19 protein-coding genes are annotated in these 18,858 nt (G+C 64.0%); 7 read left to right on the top strand and 12 right to left on the bottom strand.

Going from position 1 to position 18,858, the window contains the following annotated elements:
- Window positions 1-62: 62 nt before the first annotated feature.
- Together argF and AC22G6_RS15100 are read right to left on the bottom strand one after the other, a co-directional pair.
- Window positions 63-998, bottom strand: coding sequence for an ornithine carbamoyltransferase (gene argF / locus AC22G6_RS15105; protein WP_108948875.1), 936 nt, complete (start codon window positions 996-998; stop codon window positions 63-65).
- Window positions 999-1,017: 19 nt separating this feature from the next.
- A complete protein-coding gene (locus tag AC22G6_RS15100) occupies window positions 1,018-2,190 on the bottom strand; it encodes an acetylornithine/succinylornithine family transaminase (RefSeq protein ID WP_487367438.1) in 1,173 nt (390 codons plus the stop codon).
- Window positions 2,191-2,416: 226 nt separating this feature from the next.
- On the opposite strand from AC22G6_RS15100, the gene AC22G6_RS15095 reads away from it, so the two are divergent.
- Window positions 2,417-2,707, top strand: coding sequence for a DUF3579 domain-containing protein (locus AC22G6_RS15095; RefSeq protein WP_108948877.1), 291 nt, complete (start codon window positions 2,417-2,419; stop codon window positions 2,705-2,707).
- Between the two features lie 159 nt (window positions 2,708-2,866).
- On the opposite strand, the gene rpsT is transcribed toward AC22G6_RS15095, so the two are convergent.
- On the bottom strand, window positions 2,867-3,133 hold the full coding sequence (gene rpsT, locus AC22G6_RS15090) for a 30S ribosomal protein S20 (protein ID WP_108948878.1): 267 nt from the start codon (window positions 3,131-3,133) through the stop codon (window positions 2,867-2,869).
- A 149-nt stretch (window positions 3,134-3,282) separates the two neighbouring features.
- On the opposite strand from rpsT, the gene murJ reads away from it, so the two are divergent.
- Together murJ and AC22G6_RS15080 are read left to right on the top strand one after the other, a co-directional pair.
- A complete protein-coding gene (murJ, locus tag AC22G6_RS15085; protein WP_487367437.1) occupies window positions 3,283-4,821 on the top strand; it encodes a murein biosynthesis integral membrane protein MurJ in 1,539 nt (512 codons plus the stop codon).
- Between the two features lie 129 nt (window positions 4,822-4,950).
- On the top strand, window positions 4,951-5,580 hold the full coding sequence (locus AC22G6_RS15080) for a YbhB/YbcL family Raf kinase inhibitor-like protein (RefSeq protein ID WP_487367436.1): 630 nt from the start codon (window positions 4,951-4,953) through the stop codon (window positions 5,578-5,580).
- On the opposite strand, the gene ggt is transcribed toward AC22G6_RS15080, so the two are convergent.
- From ggt to AC22G6_RS15040, 8 genes are all read right to left on the bottom strand, one after another.
- Window positions 5,581-7,323 (bottom strand): gamma-glutamyltransferase, encoded by a 1,743-nt coding sequence (gene ggt / locus AC22G6_RS15075; protein ID WP_487367435.1) that lies wholly within the window; start codon window positions 7,321-7,323, stop codon window positions 5,581-5,583.
- 33 nt (window positions 7,324-7,356) lie between these two features.
- Window positions 7,357-8,595, bottom strand: coding sequence for a 6-phosphofructokinase (locus tag AC22G6_RS15070; protein WP_487367434.1), 1,239 nt, complete (start codon window positions 8,593-8,595; stop codon window positions 7,357-7,359).
- Between the two features lie 92 nt (window positions 8,596-8,687).
- The gene (gene adk, locus AC22G6_RS15065; RefSeq protein ID WP_108948882.1) at window positions 8,688-9,341 is read right to left on the bottom strand and encodes an adenylate kinase; all 654 of its coding nucleotides are present in this window, start codon (window positions 9,339-9,341) and stop codon (window positions 8,688-8,690) included.
- 107 nt (window positions 9,342-9,448) lie between these two features.
- On the bottom strand, window positions 9,449-10,216 hold the full coding sequence (gene kdsB / locus AC22G6_RS15060) for a 3-deoxy-manno-octulosonate cytidylyltransferase (protein WP_487367433.1): 768 nt from the start codon (window positions 10,214-10,216) through the stop codon (window positions 9,449-9,451).
- Between the two features lie 8 nt (window positions 10,217-10,224).
- Window positions 10,225-10,413, bottom strand: coding sequence for a Trm112 family protein (locus tag AC22G6_RS15055; RefSeq protein WP_108948884.1), 189 nt, complete (start codon window positions 10,411-10,413; stop codon window positions 10,225-10,227).
- Window positions 10,394-11,407 carry a tetraacyldisaccharide 4'-kinase gene (gene lpxK / locus AC22G6_RS15050; protein WP_487367432.1) on the bottom strand — a complete coding sequence of 338 codons (1,014 nt, stop codon included), beginning with the start codon at window positions 11,405-11,407 and terminating at the stop codon, window positions 10,394-10,396. Before lpxK ends, AC22G6_RS15055 begins: the two co-directional genes overlap by 20 nt.
- Window positions 11,408-11,417: 10 nt before the next feature.
- Window positions 11,418-11,840 carry an ExbD/TolR family protein gene (locus tag AC22G6_RS15045; protein WP_108948886.1) on the bottom strand — a complete coding sequence of 141 codons (423 nt, stop codon included), beginning with the start codon at window positions 11,838-11,840 and terminating at the stop codon, window positions 11,418-11,420.
- A 9-nt stretch (window positions 11,841-11,849) separates the two neighbouring features.
- Entirely contained in the window at window positions 11,850-12,458 is a 609-nt protein-coding gene (locus AC22G6_RS15040; RefSeq protein ID WP_108948887.1) for a MotA/TolQ/ExbB proton channel family protein, read from the bottom strand.
- Window positions 12,459-12,774: 316 nt separating this feature from the next.
- Here AC22G6_RS15040 and xseA point away from each other — a divergent pair, with 316 nt between their 5' ends.
- The 4 genes from xseA to tal all read left to right on the top strand — a co-directional run bounded on the left by xseA (window position 12,775) and on the right by tal (window position 16,854).
- Window positions 12,775-14,115 (top strand): exodeoxyribonuclease VII large subunit, encoded by a 1,341-nt coding sequence (gene xseA, locus AC22G6_RS15035; protein WP_487367431.1) that lies wholly within the window; start codon window positions 12,775-12,777, stop codon window positions 14,113-14,115.
- A 177-nt stretch (window positions 14,116-14,292) separates the two neighbouring features.
- Window positions 14,293-14,877: a superoxide dismutase gene (locus tag AC22G6_RS15030; protein WP_108948889.1), complete on the top strand. Its 585-nt coding sequence runs from the start codon at window positions 14,293-14,295 to the stop codon at window positions 14,875-14,877.
- Between the two features lie 108 nt (window positions 14,878-14,985).
- Window positions 14,986-15,735: a pseudouridine synthase gene (locus tag AC22G6_RS15025; RefSeq protein ID WP_487367430.1), complete on the top strand. Its 750-nt coding sequence runs from the start codon at window positions 14,986-14,988 to the stop codon at window positions 15,733-15,735.
- 39 nt (window positions 15,736-15,774) lie between these two features.
- A complete protein-coding gene (gene tal / locus AC22G6_RS15020) occupies window positions 15,775-16,854 on the top strand; it encodes a transaldolase (RefSeq protein ID WP_487367429.1) in 1,080 nt (359 codons plus the stop codon).
- 72 nt (window positions 16,855-16,926) lie between these two features.
- Here the strand turns inward: tal and AC22G6_RS15015 are convergent, their stop codons facing one another.
- Window positions 16,927-18,828, bottom strand: a complete 1,902-nt coding sequence (locus AC22G6_RS15015; protein ID WP_487367428.1) for a chemotaxis protein CheA — start codon at window positions 18,826-18,828, stop codon at window positions 16,927-16,929.
- Window positions 18,829-18,858: the final 30 nt, after the last annotated feature.

Raw genomic sequence — 18,858 nt, 5'->3', positions numbered from 1 at the left:
TTGTCCAGTCTGTTGCCGTGGCGTCTTATGGACGCCCGGCGGTTAGCAGCAAATCGCGTTCTTCAGCTTGCGTCCTCGTCCCCGACGCGACCGAGTACGAGAAATTCCATCAATGCCTTCTGCGCATGCAGCCGGTTCTCCGCTTCGTCCCACACCACTGACTGCGCGCCGTCGATGACTTCGGCCGTGACCTCTTCACCACGATGGGCGGGAAGACAGTGCATGAACAGTGCGTCGGGCGCCGCCACCGACATCATCTCGGCATCAACACACCAGTCCGCAAACGCTTTCATGCGCTCTTCGTTCTCGGCCTCGAAACCCATCGACGTCCACACATCGGTGGTCACCAGATGGGCGCCCTTGCAGGCCTCGAGCGGATCGGTGAACTGCTCGAAGTGGTCGGTGCCATACAGCCCGGCGCGCTCGGGCTCGACTTCATAACCCGGCGGCGTCGACACATGCACATTGAAACCGAGCACCTCGGCTGCCTGCAGCCAGGTGTTGCACATGTTGTTGGAGTCACCCACCCAGGCCACGGTCTTGCCCTTGATGCTGCCGCGGTGCTCGATATAGGTGTAGATGTCGGCGAGGATCTGGCAGGGGTGATATTCGTTGGTCAGCCCGTTGATCAGCGGCACGCGCGAATTCGCGGCGAAGCGCTCGATGATGTCCTGCTCGAAGGTACGGATCATCACCACGTCACTCATGCGCGAGATCACCTGCGCAGCATCCTCCACCGGCTCGCCACGGCCGAGCTGGGAGTCGCGGGTATTGAGGTAGATCGCAGATCCGCCAAGCTGCTGCATCCCGGCCTCGAAAGACAGCCGGGTGCGGGTGCTCGCCTTCTCGAAGATCATCACCAGCGTGCGATCGAAGAGCGGATGGTAGGGCTCGTAGTTCTTGAACTTGTCCTTGATCCACTTGGTACGCTTGAAAATATGCGCGTACTCGTCCGCGGACAGGTCGTTGAACTGCAGATAGTGTCGGGGTGAACTCATGGGCAGTCTGCCTTTGCCGTCACTGCGACAAAAAGTCTTTGATCAGCGGCGCCAGCGCATCGACCAGCGTTGCGGCGTCGTCGCTGCTGAAAATCAGCGCCGGCAGCAGGCGCACAACGCGATCTGCCGTCACGTTGATGAGCAGTCCGGCGTCGAGGCCGCGCTTCACCAGGTCGCCACAGGGGCGGTCGAGCTCGATACCGATCATCAGGCCGCGACCGCGGATATCCACCACGCCGGGCACGCCTTTCAGTGCAGTCGCGAGGCCGTTGCGGATCGCATCACCCACAGCGACCGCGTTGTCCATCAGATTGTCGTCGACGATGGCATCCATGGTCGCAAGCGCGGCCGCGCAGGCCAGCGGATTACCACCGAAGGTCGAGCCATGGTTGCCCGGCTTGAACAAGCCGGCCGCCTTGCCCGCGGTCAGGCAGGCGCCGATCGGCACACCCGAACCGAGCCCCTTGGCCAGCGTCATCACGTCCGGACGCACGCCGGCATGTTGCCAGCCGAACCAGTTTCCGGTGCGGCCCAGACCGCACTGGACTTCGTCGCAGATCATCAGCCAGCCGTGCTCGTCACACAGGGCGCGCAATTCGCGCTGGAAGTCGTCATCAGCGATATGGATACCGCCCTCACCCTGGATCATCTCCAGCATGACCGCAACGACATTGCCGTTGTGTGCAGCGACGTTACGCAGCGATGCGATGTCTTTGTAGGGTACCCGGACGAAACCCGACACCAGCGGCTCGAAGCCTGCCTGCGCCTTGCGGTTGCCGGTTGCCGAAAGCGTCGCCATCGTGCGTCCGTGAAAGGCGTTTTCCATGACCACGATCGTGGGCAGTTCAACACCTTTCTGGTGGCCATACATCCGCGCTAGCTTGATCGCAGCCTCGTTCGCTTCGCAGCCGGAGTTGCAGAAGAAAACCTCTTCCATGCCCGAAGCGTCGGCGAGACGGTCGGAAAGACGATCCTGCAACGGGATGCCGTACAGGTTGGAGGTATGCAGCACGCGCGACGCCTGCTGGGAGATTGCGCGAACGAGGCGCGGGTGATTGTGCCCGAGCGTCGAAACCGCGATGCCAGAGAGCGCGTCAAGATAGCGCTTGCCCGTTTCGTCGTGGAGCCAGACGCCGTCGCCGTGAGTGAATGCCACCGGCAATCTGGCGTAGGTGTTCATGACATGGGACATGGAAAACCCCGATCAGGATGGACCAAAAACGCGCACGGCGGCTGACGCCGCCGTACAGGAAGTGAGCATGGATGTTAAGCCAAAACAGGGGCAAATGTACATACAACGCCCGATACAGCACGATGCTGCAGCACATCACGCACCCCGAATTCTGCTAGAATCCGGCCGGTTTCTTGCAGCGGCTGGCAACCCCGGCCCTGTACCACTCCCCGACATGGCATGACACATGAACCAGAAGATCGAGAGCTTCGTCATCATCGGGGTCACAAGGGAAGGAAAAACATTCCGCCCCAGCGACTGGGCGGACCGGCTGTGCGGAATCATGTCGGCCTTCGGTGCCGACCACCGCATGATGTATTCCCCCTATGTGCGCCCCGGCTGCACCCTCAAGGGCCAGAAGACCGTGATGGTCGACGCCCGCCTCTACGACATCGAACCCCTTGCCTACAAGTTCATGGTGAATTTCGCCAACGACAATGAACTGCAGATGGAACCGATCAGCGACGACCAGCTGTAGGCAGCAGCCCCAGGGATTTCGCCCGCGGCCAGCCCCGGGCGCCGGACACCCCATCCTGCAGGCACGACGCAGAAAACAAAGCACGGAAGCAAAAAAAACGGCGACATCACGGTCGCCGTTTTTGTTTGCGACAATAAGCCGCAGATCGATGCTTGAAGATCAGGCAGCCATTGCCTTCACGGCAGCGGACAGACGGCTCTTGTGGCGAGCAGCCTTGTTCTTGTGAATGATCTTCTTGTCAGCGATGCTGTCAATCGTGCTCATCGAAGTGCTGAAGACAGACTGAGCGGCAGCCTTGTCACCACCCACAACAGCCTTGCGCACGGCCTTGATCGCAGTACGCAGACGCGAACGCAGGCTGGCGTTATGGGCGCGGGCCTTGGTCGCCTGACGTGCGCGCTTGCGAGCTTGTGCCGAGTTGGCCATATTTATAATTCCTGTGAGATTCGTGGTTCTAAGAAGCCCGCGATCTTAACCAATAAGGTCGCCGGACGCAAGCAACATTCTTGGATAATGTGTCGCACGTGTGCCCGGGCCGGCTATCATGCCGCCTTTACCGACGGCCCCATTTCCGCATGAATCTCCTGCGCGCCCTTGCCACCGTCAGTGGCATGACACTGCTGTCCCGCATTCTCGGTTTCGTCCGCGACTTTGTCATTGCGCGTGCATTCGGTGCCGGCATGGCGACCGATGCCTTCTTCGTCGCCTTCCGTCTGCCCAACCTGCTGCGAAGAATGTTTGCCGAAGGCGCTTTCTCACAGGCCTTCGTTCCGATTCTCGCCGAATACAAGAACAAGCAGGGCGAAGCGGTCACCCGCCACCTCGTCGACCGGGTCGCCACCCTGCTCGGCCTCACCGTCGCCGCGGTTGCCCTGCTCGGCATCCTCGGCGCACCTCTGATCATTCAGGTGTCCGCGCCGGGCTTCTCGGCAGATGCGGACAAGTTTGCCCTCACCGTCGAACTGACCCGGATCACCTTCCCCTACATCCTGTTCATGTCCCTGGTCGCGCTCGCCGGCGGCATTCTCAACACCTGGAGCCGGTTTGCAATCCCGGCCTTCACGCCAGTACTGCTCAACCTGTCCTTCATCGGCATGGCACTGTTCGCCGCGCCGTATTTCGATCCGCCGGTGCTGGCGCTGGCGTGGGCCGTTTTTCTGGGTGGCATCCTGCAGCTTGCGCTGCAGATCAGGCCGCTGGCCAGAATCGGCATGCTGCCCCGCTTCAACATCGACTACTCCGACCCCGGCGTGCGCCGCATCCTGAAGCTCATGGCCCCGGCAATCCTCGGCGTCTCGGTCAGCCAGATCTCGCTGCTGATCAACACCATCTTCGCGTCATTTCTTGAAAGCGGCAGCGTGTCCTGGCTCTACTACGCGGATCGCCTGATGGAGTTCCCCGCCGGGCTGCTCGGTGTCGCCCTTGGCACCATCCTCCTGCCCAGCCTCGCAAAGCTGCACGCCGACGCCAACCCCGAAGCCTTTTCGTCGCTGCTCGACTGGGGGCTGCGCCTGACACTGATGCTGACCCTGCCCGCCGCACTCGGCCTGGCCATGCTGTCAGTGCCGCTGATCACCACCCTGTTTCATTACGGGGCCTTCGCAAGCAACGACGTCCTGCAGACGCGCGAGGCACTGCTCGCCTACAGCATCGGCCTCACCGGGATGATCCTGGTAAAGGTGCTCGCCCCGGGGTTCTACGCCCGTCAGGACATCCGCACCCCGGTCAAGATTGCCCTGATCACGCTGCTTGCCACCCAGCTGATGAACCTCGCCTTCATCGTTCCCCTGCGCCATGCCGGGCTGGCCCTGGCCATCGGCCTGGCAGCCTGCCTGAATGCGGGCCTGCTCTATCGCGGCCTGCGCCGGCGCGGCGTGTATGTTCCACAGCCGGGCTGGGGGCGCTTCTGGCTCAAGCTCCTTGTTGCACTGGCTGCGATGGCCGCCGTGCTCTGGTTCGGCGTCAGTGCCGATGCGGTTTGGCTCGAGCGCAGCGGACTGGCGCGTGTCAGCTGGCTGGCCGGGGCGGTGGTCGCCGGCGCGGTCACATACTTCGGGGCGCTGTTTGCGCTGGGCTTTCGTCCGCGCGACTTTCGACGCCGGGCGGCAAGCTGACGTACTCAAGCTGCCGCGCACAAGCCGCGGCCCGGCCCTGTCAGCAGGGCGCCGTCACGCATTTCGGGTGATCAGCACGTCGCACAGCCGCTAGAATCGAATGATTCATCACCCGCAAGGAGGCGCGACATGAAACTGACCAGCCAGAGCCTGACCGACGGCGCACGCATCGCCGGCGAATTTGCTTTCTGCATTCCGGCGACCGAGGGCCATGTGCAGCTCAGCCAGAACCTGAACCCCCACTTGAGCTGGTCCGACGTGCCCACGGGTACGCGTTCCTTCGCCCTCATCTGCCACGACCCCGACGTCCCGAGCAGCGGAGAGGACGTCAATCAGGAAGGGAGAAGTGTTCCGGCCAGCCTGCCGCGGGTCGATTTCTTTCACTGGATCCTGGTGGACATCCCGGCCGATCAGCGCGAAATCGCGCAAGGCAGCTTCTCGAGCGGCGTCACCCCCGGCGGCAAGCCCGGCCCGGACGCCGCGCACGGAACGCGTCAGGGCGTCAATAACTACACCGAGTGGTTTGCGGGCGACGAGTCGATGCGTGGCAACTACCATGGCTACGACGGCCCCTGCCCGCCGTGGAACGACGAACTGATGCACCGCTATGTATTTACGCTGTTCGCGCTCGATGTCGATCGCTGCCCGATCGAAGGCCGCTTTACCGGCCCCGAAGTCCGGGCTGCGATTGCCGGACACGTACTCGCGCAGGCCAGCATCACCGGCACCTACACATTGAACCCGTCCGTCAGCGACTGATTACAGGCCCGCGGCCATTCCTTCCCGACGAGGATCGGCCGCGCCGGCCCAGCCTTCCCCGCTGCGCAGCACCAGGCTGGTCCCGCTGGTAAGTTCGCGCACTATGGTTTCATGCCCGAACAGGGCGAGCCGAGCTGCAAGCGCCTCGCCATCGGGGCGGCGCTCGACTTCGGTCGCCCCGTTGCGACTGGCCGCGTGCGGACGGGCAAGCACTGCATCGGGCGCCATCCCCCAGTCGACCAGACCGATAATCGCCGACGCCACGTAATTGATGATTGCGCTGCCACCCGGCGAGCCGAGCACTGCGTGCAGGCGTCCATCCGGCGCGAACACCAGCGTCGGCGCCATCGAACTGCGCGGGCGCTTGCCCGGCCCCACCCTGTTGGGGTGCAGACCACGCGCATCCCGTGGCGCAAAGGAGAAGTCGGTCAGCTGATTATTGAGCAGCATGCCCCGCGCCATGCGCCGACTGCCAAAGGCGTCCTCGATCGACGCCGTCATCGAAACCGCGTTGCCATCGGCATCGACGATCGAGACATGCGTCGTCGAGGGGCGCTCGGGCGTCGCTGCCGGCACCGGCTCATGCGCGGACGACGGATTGCCCGGCTGCGCACGACCAAGACTGCTGTCGAGCGAGATCAGGGCGGCACGCTGCGCCAGATAGCCAGGTTCGAGCAAGCGCGCAGGCGCAAGCGGCATCGACACCGGATCGCCGTACCAGGCGTCGCGATCAGCGAAGGCAAGTCGCCCAGCCTCGGCAAACAGGTGGGTGGCAAATGCGCTTTCGGGATCGATCTCTGCCAGAGGAAAACGCGCGAGCATGCCGAGCATGGCCAGCACGGTTGCACCGCCCGAGCTTGGGGGCGGCATGCCGCACACCCGCCAGCCGCGGTAGGGGCCACACACGGCTTCGCGCCCGACCACACGGTAGGCTGCGAAATCCTCGATCGACAAGGTACCCGGGTTTTCACCCGCACCCACCACTGCAACGATGTCGGCAGCGATTGCCCCCCGATAGAATGCCTCGCCGCCTTCCTTTGCCAGCAGGCGCATGACATCGGCCAGCGCCGGGTTGCGCAAACGCGCACCGACCGCCAGCGGCGCACCATTGCCATCGAAAAACAGCGCCTTCGCCGCGCCATCGGCCGCGAGATAGCGGTCTTTTGCAATCAGCGCATGAAGGCGGGGCGACACGGCAAAGCCCTCGTCCGCCAGACGAATGGCAGGCTCGAAGAGCTGTGCCCACGGCAGGCGCCCATGCTGCCGATGCACCTCGGCGAGGAGCAGCGGCAGCCCGGGAACACCAACCGCACGCCCGCCCACCGCAGCAGCGTGAAACTGCATGGGCTTGCCGGCCGCATCCAGGAACAGGGCGTCGTCGACCGCAGCCGGCGCAGTCTCACGCCCATCCCAGGCCACCATCCTCTTCTGCGCGGCATCGAAATGAAGCAGAAAACCACCGCCACCCAGCCCCGAGGACTGTGGCTCGACCACATTCAGGACCAGCGCCGCGGTGATTGCGGCATCTGCGGCAGAACCACCCGCACGCAGCATGCCCAGCGCCGCCTCGGTCGCATGAGGATTGGCCGTCACCACCATTGCATGCGGCGCATATGCCGCCGGACGCGGCTCAAAGCCGGTCGCCGCCTCGGGCTGTGCCGGCGTCTGCGCACCAAGCGGCAAAGGGGCGGCAAACAGGCTCAGCATGCCGATGCAAATACTGCGTTTGCAGATCATGATCATGGCAAAGACCTCCAGCGTGAATGCGGCGGGGATTCAGGCAGCGTAAGGCGGCAACTGGCGGGTAAGCAAGGGCTGGTCGATGACGTAATGCGCGGGCAAGCCATCGACGCAAGGAATGGGCAGCTCACCACAGATGAGCGGCTGAATATAGCGCCGCCCGGCTTCGTTGAGCCCCATTCCGTCCGCCGCGATGAAGCCGGCGGGAAGTTTGCGTTCAAGGTTGGCGATTCCGGCCGCGTCCACCGGGACCACATCCCAGGTGTAGGGCGCGTCCGACACACGTCGGATCGCGGCGGTCACCCCGTCCTGGCCCTCGAGGGCATAGCCAACGGCCGCACGACCAACCGCCACCGCCTGCGCATGGTCGGTTGCCGAAATCCAGTGACCTGCTGCACGCTGCAGATAATCCGGCACGGAAAAATGCTGCTTGTAACCCAGGCGTTCGTGCACCAGATGCGCAATGGCCTCGCCCGCCCCACCCAGCTGGACATAGCCTTTTGCATCCCGGTCCTGCTTCATCAGCACACCACCATCGGCACCGCGCAGCCCTTCAGCCACCGTCACCGCGCAATAGCCCAGCCGCTCCACCACGGCCTGCACGCGGGCAAGGAAGGCGGCTTCGTCAAACGCAACCTCAGGCAGAAGCACGATGTGTGGAGCCTCGTCGGGCGTACGCGCTGCCAACGCCGTAGCTGCCGCCAGCCAGCCGACATTGCGCCCCATCACTTCCATCACGAAGACCCGGCCCTTGCGTCCGGTCATCGAGGCCACATCGCGTCCGGCCTCGCGCATCGAGGTCGCCAGATATTTGGCCGCCGAACCGTAGCCGGGGCAGCAGTCGCTACCCTCGATGTCGTTGTCTACCGTCTTCGGCACGCCCACACAGACCAGCGGAAACGAACGCCGGCGCGCCGCGCCCGAGAGCCTGCCAATGAGGTCCATCGAGCCATTTCCGCCGTTGTACAGCACCGCGCCGATGTCATGGGCAGCAAGCACGGCAAACAGCCGGTCGTAGAGCGCGGGCTGTTCGTCCTCCGGAGGCAGATCGAAACGACACGAACCGAAGGCGCCGCCGGGCGTATGGGCCAGCGCAACGGTATCGACACCGGCGGTGTCGTAGATGTCTTCGGCCAGCAGACCGAGAATGCCGTGACGCGCCGCCAGCACCCTGCCGATCCGGCCGGGATGCTCACGCGCAGCATCAATCACCCCGGCAGCACTGGCATTGATGACGGCGGTCACGCCACCGGACTGGGCATAAAGCAGGTTCATGGACGGCGTTTCCGAAGAAAATGGGAGCATGAAGACAAACGCGGCCGGCACCGCAAAACGGCACCGACCGCGCTGGATACGGCAGAGACTGCTTACTTCAGGGCGTCAAAGGCGCGGGCAGTGATTTCCTCGACAGCACCCAGACCCAGGATCTTGCGAACCTTGGGCGCATTGGCGGCACCCGAGGCAGCCCAGTCGCTGTAGTAGGCAACCAGCGGCTTGGTTTGAGCGTGATAGACGTCGAGACGCTTCTTGACCGTCTCTTCCTTGTCGTCGTCACGCTGCACCAGATCCTCACCGGTCACGTCGTCCTTGCCCTCGACCTTGGGCGGGTTGTACTTGACGTGGTAGGTGCGGCCCGACGGCAGGTGGGCACGACGACCGCTCATGCGCTCTACGATTTCGCTGTCGGGAACGTCGATTTCGAGCACGAAATCGATCGGCACGCCGGCATCCTTCATCGCGTCGGCCTGCGGAATGGTGCGCGGAAAACCGTCGAACATGTAGCCGGACTTGCAGTCATCCTGCTGCAGGCGATCCTTGACCAGACCGATGATGATGTCGTCGGATACCAGGCCGCCGGCATCCATCACCTTCTTGGCCTCGATACCCAGCGGCGTTCCCGCCTTCACAGCAGCACGCAGCATGTCGCCCGTGGAGATCTGCGGAATGCCGAACTTCTCCTTGATGAAGTTGGCTTGCGTTCCCTTGCCGGCGCCCGGCGGTCCCAGAAGAATCAGTCGCATACACCCTCCCCGAAAAATGCGTCCGCCATCCGGCGGCATGGTCTTATTGGTTCAAGGCCGAAACTTAACCGACAAGTCCCGACCGGTCAAACACGATCGCGAATGCCTCAACCTGCGGAGAACACCGCCCGTACCCGGATCAGATCTTCGAGCGTATCCACGCCGGCCGCTGGTGCGGCGTCCAGGCGCAGCACCCGGATCGGGAATCCGTGCCACAGCGCGCGCAACTGCTCCAGCGCTTCCCAGTGCTCGACCGGCGCAGGCGTGAGCGATGCATAGCGCTTGAGAAATCCGACCCGGTAAGCATAGAGCCCGACATGGCGCAGCACCGGCAACTCGGGCGGCAGCGCCTGGCGCGTGTCCGCCCAGGCATCGCGTGCCCACGGAATGGGCGCACGTGAAAAATACATCGCACGCTCACGCGCGTCGCACACCACCTTGACCACGTTCGGGTTGAACATCTCGTCAGCAGCATGGATCGGGTGCGCAGCGGTGGCAATCGCGGCATCGGCATCGTCGGCGAGGGCGTTCGCGACCGCAGCGATCAGCGCCGGGTCGATCAGAGGCTCGTCACCCTGCACGTTGACCACGATGTCGTCGTCAGCCCATCCGAGCGCAGTCGCCACCTCGGCCAGGCGGTCGGTACCGCTCGGGTGGTCGGCGCGCGTCATCTGCACCTTGCCCCCGGCCGCAAGCACCGCGTCGCGCACGCCGTCATGGTCGGTTGCGATCCAGACCTCGCTTGCGCCCGCTGCACTCGCACGCTCCAGCACCCGCACCACCATCGGTTTGCCGGCGATATCCGCCAGCGGCTTGCCCGGCAGACGGGTGGACGCGTGGCGCGCCGGCACCACGACTCGAAAAGCAGTCTTCATCGGCCGCCTCAGCGCAGGGCGTCGACGTCTTCAGCGCTCATGACGCGCGCCTCTTCCTCAAGCATCACCGGGATGCCGTCGCGAATCGGGAAAGCGAGTCGATCACCCTTGCACACCAGCTCCTGGCTGCTCTTCAGGTAATCAAGCGGCCCCTTGCAAATCGGACAAACGAGAATCTCAAGCAGTCTGGCGTCCATTGTTCAGCTTCTCCAGGATGCGTTCGGCAGCACCCGAACCAATTGAGGCCTGCACCGGGAACTCCCAGGCATTGTCAGGCGCGAAAGGGGCGCATTTTACCGCATCCTTGCTCGTCATCAGCTTTGCTTCGTCGGGCGCGAAATCGAGATCGGCCGCGCTGAAGCGATGATGATCGGGAAAGGGGTGCTCAACCACGTCGAGACCCATCGCGCGCAACTGATCGAAAAAGCGTTCCGGGCGCCCGATACCGGCCAGTGCATGCACGCGCTGCCCTCGAAATGCCGAGGCCTGGCAGGTGTCATCCGGGCGGCGCAGCGAACGGAAACTGGCACCTTCGAGCACCATGGAGGCCACTGCGACGCTGCCAATCGCCGCACTGACGGGCAGGGAAAGCGCACCGTGCGCAATCACCAGATCGACGCTGCGCAAGCGTCCGAGCGGCTCACGCAAGGGGCCGGCCGGCAGCAGACGACAATTGCCCAGCGTTGCCTGATCGACCACCGCGATCTCGACATCCCGCGCCAGGCGGTAATGCTGCATGCCATCGTCGGACACGATGAGGTCGCATTCCGGGTGCGCTGCAAGCAGGGCCTGCGCCGCAGCCGGGCGATCCCGACCGATTGCGACCGGACAGCGGGTCAGCCTGGCCAGCAGCACCGGTTCGTCACCACACAGACTTGGGTCGCTGTCCGCGCTCACCAGGCCGATACCCTCGACCGTACCGCCATAACCGCGCGACACGATGCCAGGAGACCATCCGGCCGCGCGCAACTGCCTGACCAGCCAGTCGACCGTGGGCGTCTTGCCGCTGCCGCCGACTGCGATATTGCCAACCACGATCACCGGCACCGGCAGGCGCACCGCGCACAGCACGCGCATCCGGTACAGGGCGCGTCGCAGCGACGCCAGCAGACCGAACAGCAGGGACAAGGGAGACAGCAGCAGCGCCCGTCCTGAACGCTTCTGCCAGAAGGCCGGCGCCCGGGCTGCCATCGATGCCGCCTCAGCGCGGAGGCGTCTGGATGGCGAAAGTGATGTGGGCCAGACCGGCGCGCTGCGCAGCCTGCATCACATCGACCACACTCTGGTGGGCGGCCTTGGCATCGGCGTTGATCACCACCACCGGCTCCTTCTGTCCGCCCGGCCGGGCCTTGCCCAATGCCTCGGCAATCGCTTCGATGCCCTTGTCGGCCACCGGATTGCGATTGACGATGACGTCGCCCGCTGCCGTCACGGCGACGACGATCTCGTTGCTCACCGCTTCGTCGCCAGTGGCTTCGGCGGTCGGGAGGTTGATCTCAAGGCCGCTGGTCTGGGTGAAGGTCGTGGTCAGCATCAGGAAGATGATGATGACCAGCACCACGTCGATCAACGGAATGAGGTTGATCTCGGGTTCTTCATGGCGAACGGCACGACGAAAATTCATGGTCGGTGCTCAGCCACGGCGCTCGCCATGGGCGACTTCAACCAGCTTGATCGCCTGCTGTTCCATATCGACCACGAAGTCATCGATCAGACGGCGAAAGTGGCGCCAGAAGATGGTCGCCGGAATGGCAATGATTAGGCCGAGACCCGTGGTGTACAGCGCAATCGAAATGCCCTTGGCCAGCTGTGCAGGATTGGCGCCGTTGACGCCCTGCGAGGCAAAGATGTCGATCATGCCGACGATGGTCCCGAACAGGCCCAGCAGGGGGCTGATCGCGGCAATCGTGCCCAGCGTGGTAAGGAAGCGTTCGAGATCGTGCACCACGGCACGCCCCGACTCCTCGATCGACTCCTTCATGATCACCCGGGTGCTCGTCACATTGCGCAGACCCGCCGCCAGCACACGGCCGAGCGGAGAATGGGCTGCAACGCGGCTCACCATCTCGGGCGAGCTGCCGTGCTGACGCAGATCGGCAATGACGTTGTCGAGCAGGCCGGCGGGCACGACGCGCGCCCGGCGCAGGCTGACCGAACGTTCGATGATCAAAGCGACGGCAATCACCGACGCAAACAACAAGGGCCACATGGGCCAGCCGGCGGCCTGAATGATCGCGAACACGCGTATCAACCTCGAATCAGCAAAAGCGGAACTCTAGCCTTGCCGCGCAGGCAGGGCAAGCCGGCTCGCAGCCCAAGCAATCCACAGAAGCTGTGGATAAGTTTGTGGGGCATTTCTGAATCCTGCCCGCAATCCCGGTAACGGCGCGGCTTGTCTTACTCCGATGAAAATTTGTGCAACATATTTCATCCATAAAAACAATGACTTAAAAATAAGCCTTTGTTTCATCAAGGACTTGCATGACGGCGCTTGAAGTACTTGACAGGCTGTGGATTCCGCTACAATCCCGCCTCCGGAAACCGACCCTCACGCCCGCATGCCCGCAGAAATCCCAGCATCACAGGTACTTGGCGTCTCTGCGCTCAACCGTCTTGCGCGTGAAACACTGGAAGCCGGCATTCCCCTGCTCTGGGTTGGCGGAGAGGTTTCCAACCTGACCCGGGCCAGCTCGGGCCACATCTACTTCACCCTCAAGGATGCGCAGGCGCAGGTGCGGTGCGCGATGTGGCGCAACCGGGCGCAGCTGCTGGCGTTCCGCCCGGAAAACGGAATGAAGGTCGAAGCCCGGGCACTGGTCACGCTCTACGAGGCGCGCGGGGACTACCAGCTCAACGTCGAAGCCCTGCGTCCGGCGGGCATCGGCAACCTGTTCGAAGCCTTCAACCGGCTCAAGGACAAACTGTCGGCCGAGGGGCTCTTCGACCCCGAACGGCGTCGGCCCCTGCCACGCTTTCCACGCGGCATCGGCATTGTCACCTCGCCCGCCGCAGCCGCCCTGCGCGACGTCATCGCAACCTTGCAGCGGCGTTGCCCACAATTGCCGCTGGTGCTCTATCCGGCACCGGTGCAGGGCGCTGACGCCCCCGCCCGGCTGCTCGCATCGCTGCAGCAGGCTGGGCGACGGGCCGGGTCCGACGGCATCGATCTCATCCTGCTGGTACGTGGCGGCGGCAGCATCGAAGATCTGTGGGCCTTCAACGACGAGGCCCTGGCGCGCGCGATCCGGGCCTGCCCGGTGCCTGTTGTCAGCGGCGTCGGCCATGAAACCGACTTCACCATTGCCGACTTTGCCGCCGACCTGCGCGCCGCCACCCCGACCGGTGCCGCGGAGCTCGCCAGCGCCGGCTATCACGCCGCACGCAGCGAATGCCAGACACTCGAGATGCGTCTGACACGCACCATGCAGCGCAGGCTGGAAACCCTCGGACAGCAGTTGGACCGCTGCGCCCTGCGCCTGGTGCACCCGCGCGAGCGCCTGCGTCGGGCAGCAGAAACCATGAACGGGCTGCGACAGGGCCTGCAGCGCGCCATGCGCACCCAGCTGGAACGCAGCGCCCATCGCCAGGCCCAGTTCGCGGTCAGGCTGCAGAACCGACGCCCGGATCCTGCCCGCTCAAAGCAACAGGTCGATCAACTCGGCGACCGGCTGCGACGAGCCGCCCGCGGCAGGCTTGACGCGCACAGGCATGGCATCGCCGCTCTCGCCGCCCACCTCCAGCACCTGGCGCCCGAGGCGGTGCTGGCCCGGGGCTACAGCATCACCCGCGATGCGGCCGGCAACATCCTGCGCTCGGCCACGACGGCCGGCATTGGCGACACGATTCATGTGCAACTGGCTGAGGGCGAACTGAGCGGAAAGATCACCGGCAAGCGCTGATCTGCCGGCGCACACACCGTGCCGGCCAGTTTCCATGCCCCACGGATAGGCTTATGATCATGGCCCTCAGGATTGTCACTTCAGACCAATCCCGACTAGAATGGTCAGGCTTTGAATCATCGGCATTCCTCATTGACTGACCGATTGACGCTTCGACAATACCGACTGGAGAACTCGATGGAACATACTCTTCCCGCTCTGCCCTATGCCAAGGATGCCCTGGCTCCGCATATCTCTGCTGAAACCCTGGAGTTTCACTACGGCAAGCACCATCAGGCCTATGTCACCAACCTGAACAACCTGATCAAGGGTACCGAGTTCGAGAACCTCGACCTCGAGGCCATCGTCAAGAAGGCCCCCGCCGGCGGCATCTACAACAACTCCGCCCAGGTCTGGAACCACACCTTCTTCTGGAGCAGCATGAAGCCGAACGGCGGCGGCGAGCCGAGTGGCGCACTGGCCGACGCAATCAAGGCCAAGTGGGGCTCGTTCGACGACTTCAAGAAGGCCTTCACCGCTTCGGCCGTGGGCAACTTCGGTTCGGGCTGGACCTGGCTGGTCAAGAAGGCTGACGGCGCAGTGGATATCGTCAACATGGGCGCCGCCGGCACCCCGCTGACCACCGGCGACAAGGCACTGCTCTGTATCGACGTGTGGGAACATGCCTACTACATCGACTACCGCAACCGTCGTCCGGACTTCGTGGCCACCTTCCTCGACAAGCTGGCCAACTGGGAATTCGCGGCGAAGAACTTCGCCTGATTCCTGCCGTCCCGCTCCCTTCGGGGAGTGCAGACTCGCAAAGCGATCCCGGCCTCCGGGGTCGCTTTTGTTTTCTCGGACGCCCGAAGCACAAGGCCATACCCTCCGATGCTCGACATCCTCTATCGCGACGATCACCTGATCGCGATCCACAAGCCCTCCGGTCTGCTGGTTCATCGCACCGGACTTGACGCGCGCGAGGAGCGCTTCGCGGTACAGTTGCTGCGCGACCAGATCGGCCGCCACGTCCATCCCGCTCACCGTCTCGACAAAGGCACGTCGGGCGTACTGCTGTTCGCACTCGATCGCGATACGGCCGCGCGTGCCGGCGCGCTGTTCGAGAATCAGCAGGTATCGAAACGCTATGTTGCTGTCGTGCGCGGACATCCGCCCGCAGCCGACGTCATCGATCATCCGCTGGTGCGCCGTTTCGACCCCGCGGAGCGCAGGTCTGCGCGCGCGGAAACCTTGCCGCAGAGCGCCATCACCCGCTACCGCCGACTGGCCACGGCCGAACTGCCCTACCAGGTCGACCGCTACCCGAGCAGCCGCTATGCGCTGGTCGAGCTGCAACCCGAGACCGGCCGCCGCCATCAGCTGCGCCGCCACCTGAAACATGTCTCGCATCCGATCATTGGCGATGCAACATTTGGCAAGGGCCGCCACAACCGGCTATTCCAGACCCTCTTCGGCAGCGATCGCCTGCTCCTCGCGTGCACCGGACTCGCCTTCCGCCACCCTTTGAGCGACACCCCATTGCAGATCGACTGCCCCTTGGCACAGGACTTTACGAAGGTACTGACGGCACTCGGTTGGCATTTGCAGGCTGACGGACTTTCGGCCACGGGCGATTCATAGCAGAATAAGGGTCCGATCCGTCACCCGCCCTCAGGTCACATGAATCCGCTGCTGCAAGTTCGCGAACAGGGTCAGCAAATCTGGCTCGACAACCTCTCCCGCACGCTGCTCAACGAGGGGCACCTGGCACGCTTCATAGCCGAGGATGGCGTCGCTGGCGTGACCACCAACCCGGCAATCTTTTACAAGGCCATTGCCGGCGGACGCTACTACGAAGACGATCTGGCGGCGCTCAAGCGCCAGCCCATCGGTGCCGAAGCGCGCTATGAACAGCTGGTGATCCCCGACGTGCAGCGCGCCTGTGACCTGCTGCTGCCACTGCACCGCGAATCGCACGGCAACAAGGGCTACGTGAGCCTGGAGGTGTCACCCGAACTGGCCGACGACGCCGCAGGCACCCTGGAAGCCGGCCTGCGGCTCAAGGCCGCGGTCAATCGTCCCAACCTGCTGATCAAGGTACCCGCAAGCGCTGCCGGACTGAAGGCGATCGAACAGCTCATCGGCGCCGGCGTCAGCGTCAACGTCACCCTGATGTTCTCGCTCGCCCATGTCGATGCGGTTGCCGCCGCCTATGTGCGTGGCCTCGAACGTCTGCGTGCCGCGGGCGGTGACGTTTCCAGCGTGATGTCGGTGGCAAGCCTGTTCCTGTCGCGGGTCGATACCCTGGTCGACAAGCAGCTGGAAGAGCTCGGCGGCGAGGCGCTGGCACTCCGCGGCAAGGCTGCGGTCGCCACTGCACGCCTCGCCTACCAGCGCTACCGCGCGCGCTTTCACGGTCCCGACTTTGCCGCCCTGCAGGCGGCGGGCGCCCGCCCGCAGTTCATGCTGTGGGCCAGCACCGGGACCAAGAACCCCGACTACAGCGACCTGCTGTACGTTGAGCCCCTGATCGGGCCGGAAACAGTGAATACCCTGCCTGACGCAACGCTGGACGCGCTGCGCGACCATGGCAAGGTCGGCAATACGCTGGAGCAGGACGTCAGCCTCGCGCAGGCGGCCATGGATGGCCTTGCAGCCCTCTCGATCGACATGGATGCAGTCGGCGAGAAGCTGCAGGCGGACGGCCTGCGCCAGTTCGAGGAAGCGTTCTCAAAACTGCTTGAATTGACAGCAGACTGAAGCGGCGACGGCCGCTTCAGGCACTGCGCGCCGCACGGCAGCTCACGCTGGCCGCGGCGCGCAGCTGGCGGGTCAGGCCGCCGCCAGCTGCGGCAGGGGCTTCTTCACCAGCGCCGAGCGTGCCACACCACGCTGATCGCCAGCCGCGCCCAGCACTTCCTTCATGTCGAGGATGAGGACGATCTGTCCGTTGGACAGGGTCGTCACACCGGCCACACCCTTGGGCCGGAAGTCATCGAGCGACTTGATCACGGCATCCTCGCGACCGGCGAAACTGTCGATGGCCAGAATGAACGACAGCTCGGCGGTCTGCATCAGCACGCCGTACTCCGGCGGGCGCTCCTGCTCCCAGCCCAGCAGGCCGGCAAGTGGCAGAATGGGCAGCACTTCGCCCCGCACCACCATCGTCGCCCTGCCCCCCACCTCCTGCACCTGGTCGATCTCGATCGGCAGGATCTCGCGCACCATCGACAGCGGCACGGCAAACGGCTGCTCCCCGAGCCTGACCAGCAACACGGGCAGAATCGCCAGCGTCAGCGGCAGGCTGATGATGAAGGTCGTGCCCTTGCCCTGGGTCGAGCGGATGTCGATCGATCCGTTGAGCTTCTGGATGTTGGTTCGCACCACGTCCATGCCGACGCCGCGGCCGGATACGTCCGACACCTGGGCGGCAAGCGAGAATCCGGGCAGGAAGATGAGGTTGAAGCTCTGCCGCTCATCCATCGTATTGGCCTCCTCATCGGTGATGAGGCCTTTCTGCAAGGCCTTGGCCCGCAGCTTCTCAGCGTTCATGCCGCGACCGTCGTCGGCGATCAGGATCACGATGTGATCGCCCTCCTGGCGCGCCTCCAGACGTACTTCGGACTTCTCCGGCTTACCATTGGCCCGGCGTTCGACGCTGTCCTCGACACCATGATCGACCGCATTGCGAATGAGGTGGATGATCGGATCGGACAAGTCCTCGATCATGGTCTTGTCAATCTCGGTTTCCTCGCCGGCAAGCACGAGCTCCACGTCCTTGCCGAGATTGCGCGCAAGATCGCGCGCAATGCGCGGATATTTCTGGAACAGCCGCCCGATCGGCTGCATGCGAGTCTTCATCACCGCGTTTTGCAGATCCGAAACCAGCAGGTCGAGCTGGCTCACCGCCAGGTCGAGCGCATGCAGGGTCTCGGTATCGTTGCGTCCGCTCAGGATGTCGCTGCGCAGCGCATTGAGTCGGTTCTTGGTCAGCCCGATTTCTCCCGACAGGTTCAGCACCTGGTCAAGACGCGAGGTATCGACGCGGATCGAGTTGTCGCGCTGACGCTCGCCCTCGCGTCTCCCTGCCGGTGCGGAAGCACCTGGCCGGTCGCTCGCACGGCGTCCGACCGCGCGCTTGATGACCTCTTCCGGGTCCTCCAGCGGCTGCGCAGGAATGAGCTTCGCGGCTTCTGCTGCAGGTTCGACAGTCCCCTTCGGCACCACCGCGACGGCGTTGTAGAGGAGCTTCCAGTCAGGCTCGTGCGCGCTGCCGGTGTTCTCGCCCCCGCCTTCGCCACCACCCTTTCTGGTTGACGCCGGCTCGACCGCCGGCACGGCCTCACCGGCAATGGCGAGTTTCAGCGCGGCAATCAGGGCCGGATCGGCTGCCGGCGGCTGGCCGCCATGCTCGAGATGATTGAACATCTCGCGCACTGCACCGGTCGCCTCGAGGATGACGTCCATCATCTCCGAGCTGACCGCGAGTTCGCCGTTGCGCAGCTTGTCGAACAGGTTCTCGGTGAGGTGGCACAGGGTCACCAGCTCGGTGGCGTTCAGAAAACCGGCGCCGCCCTTGATGGTATGAAACCCGCGAAAAATATCGTTGAGCAGGTTCCGGTCGTCAGGGAAGCGCTCCAGATCGACCAGCTTGTTGTCGACACCTGACAACAGGTCTCCGGCTTCGACCAGGAAGTCCTGCAGCAGATCTTCCATTCCGGCAAAGTCACTCATCGCTCTATCGCTCCCATTCACGTTCGGGCC

The organism is Parazoarcus sp. PS-13 R2A (genome assembly GCF_057621855.1).
The sequence above is the reverse complement of the archived record's forward strand: the minus strand, read 5'-3'. Positions and strand labels throughout refer to the sequence as shown.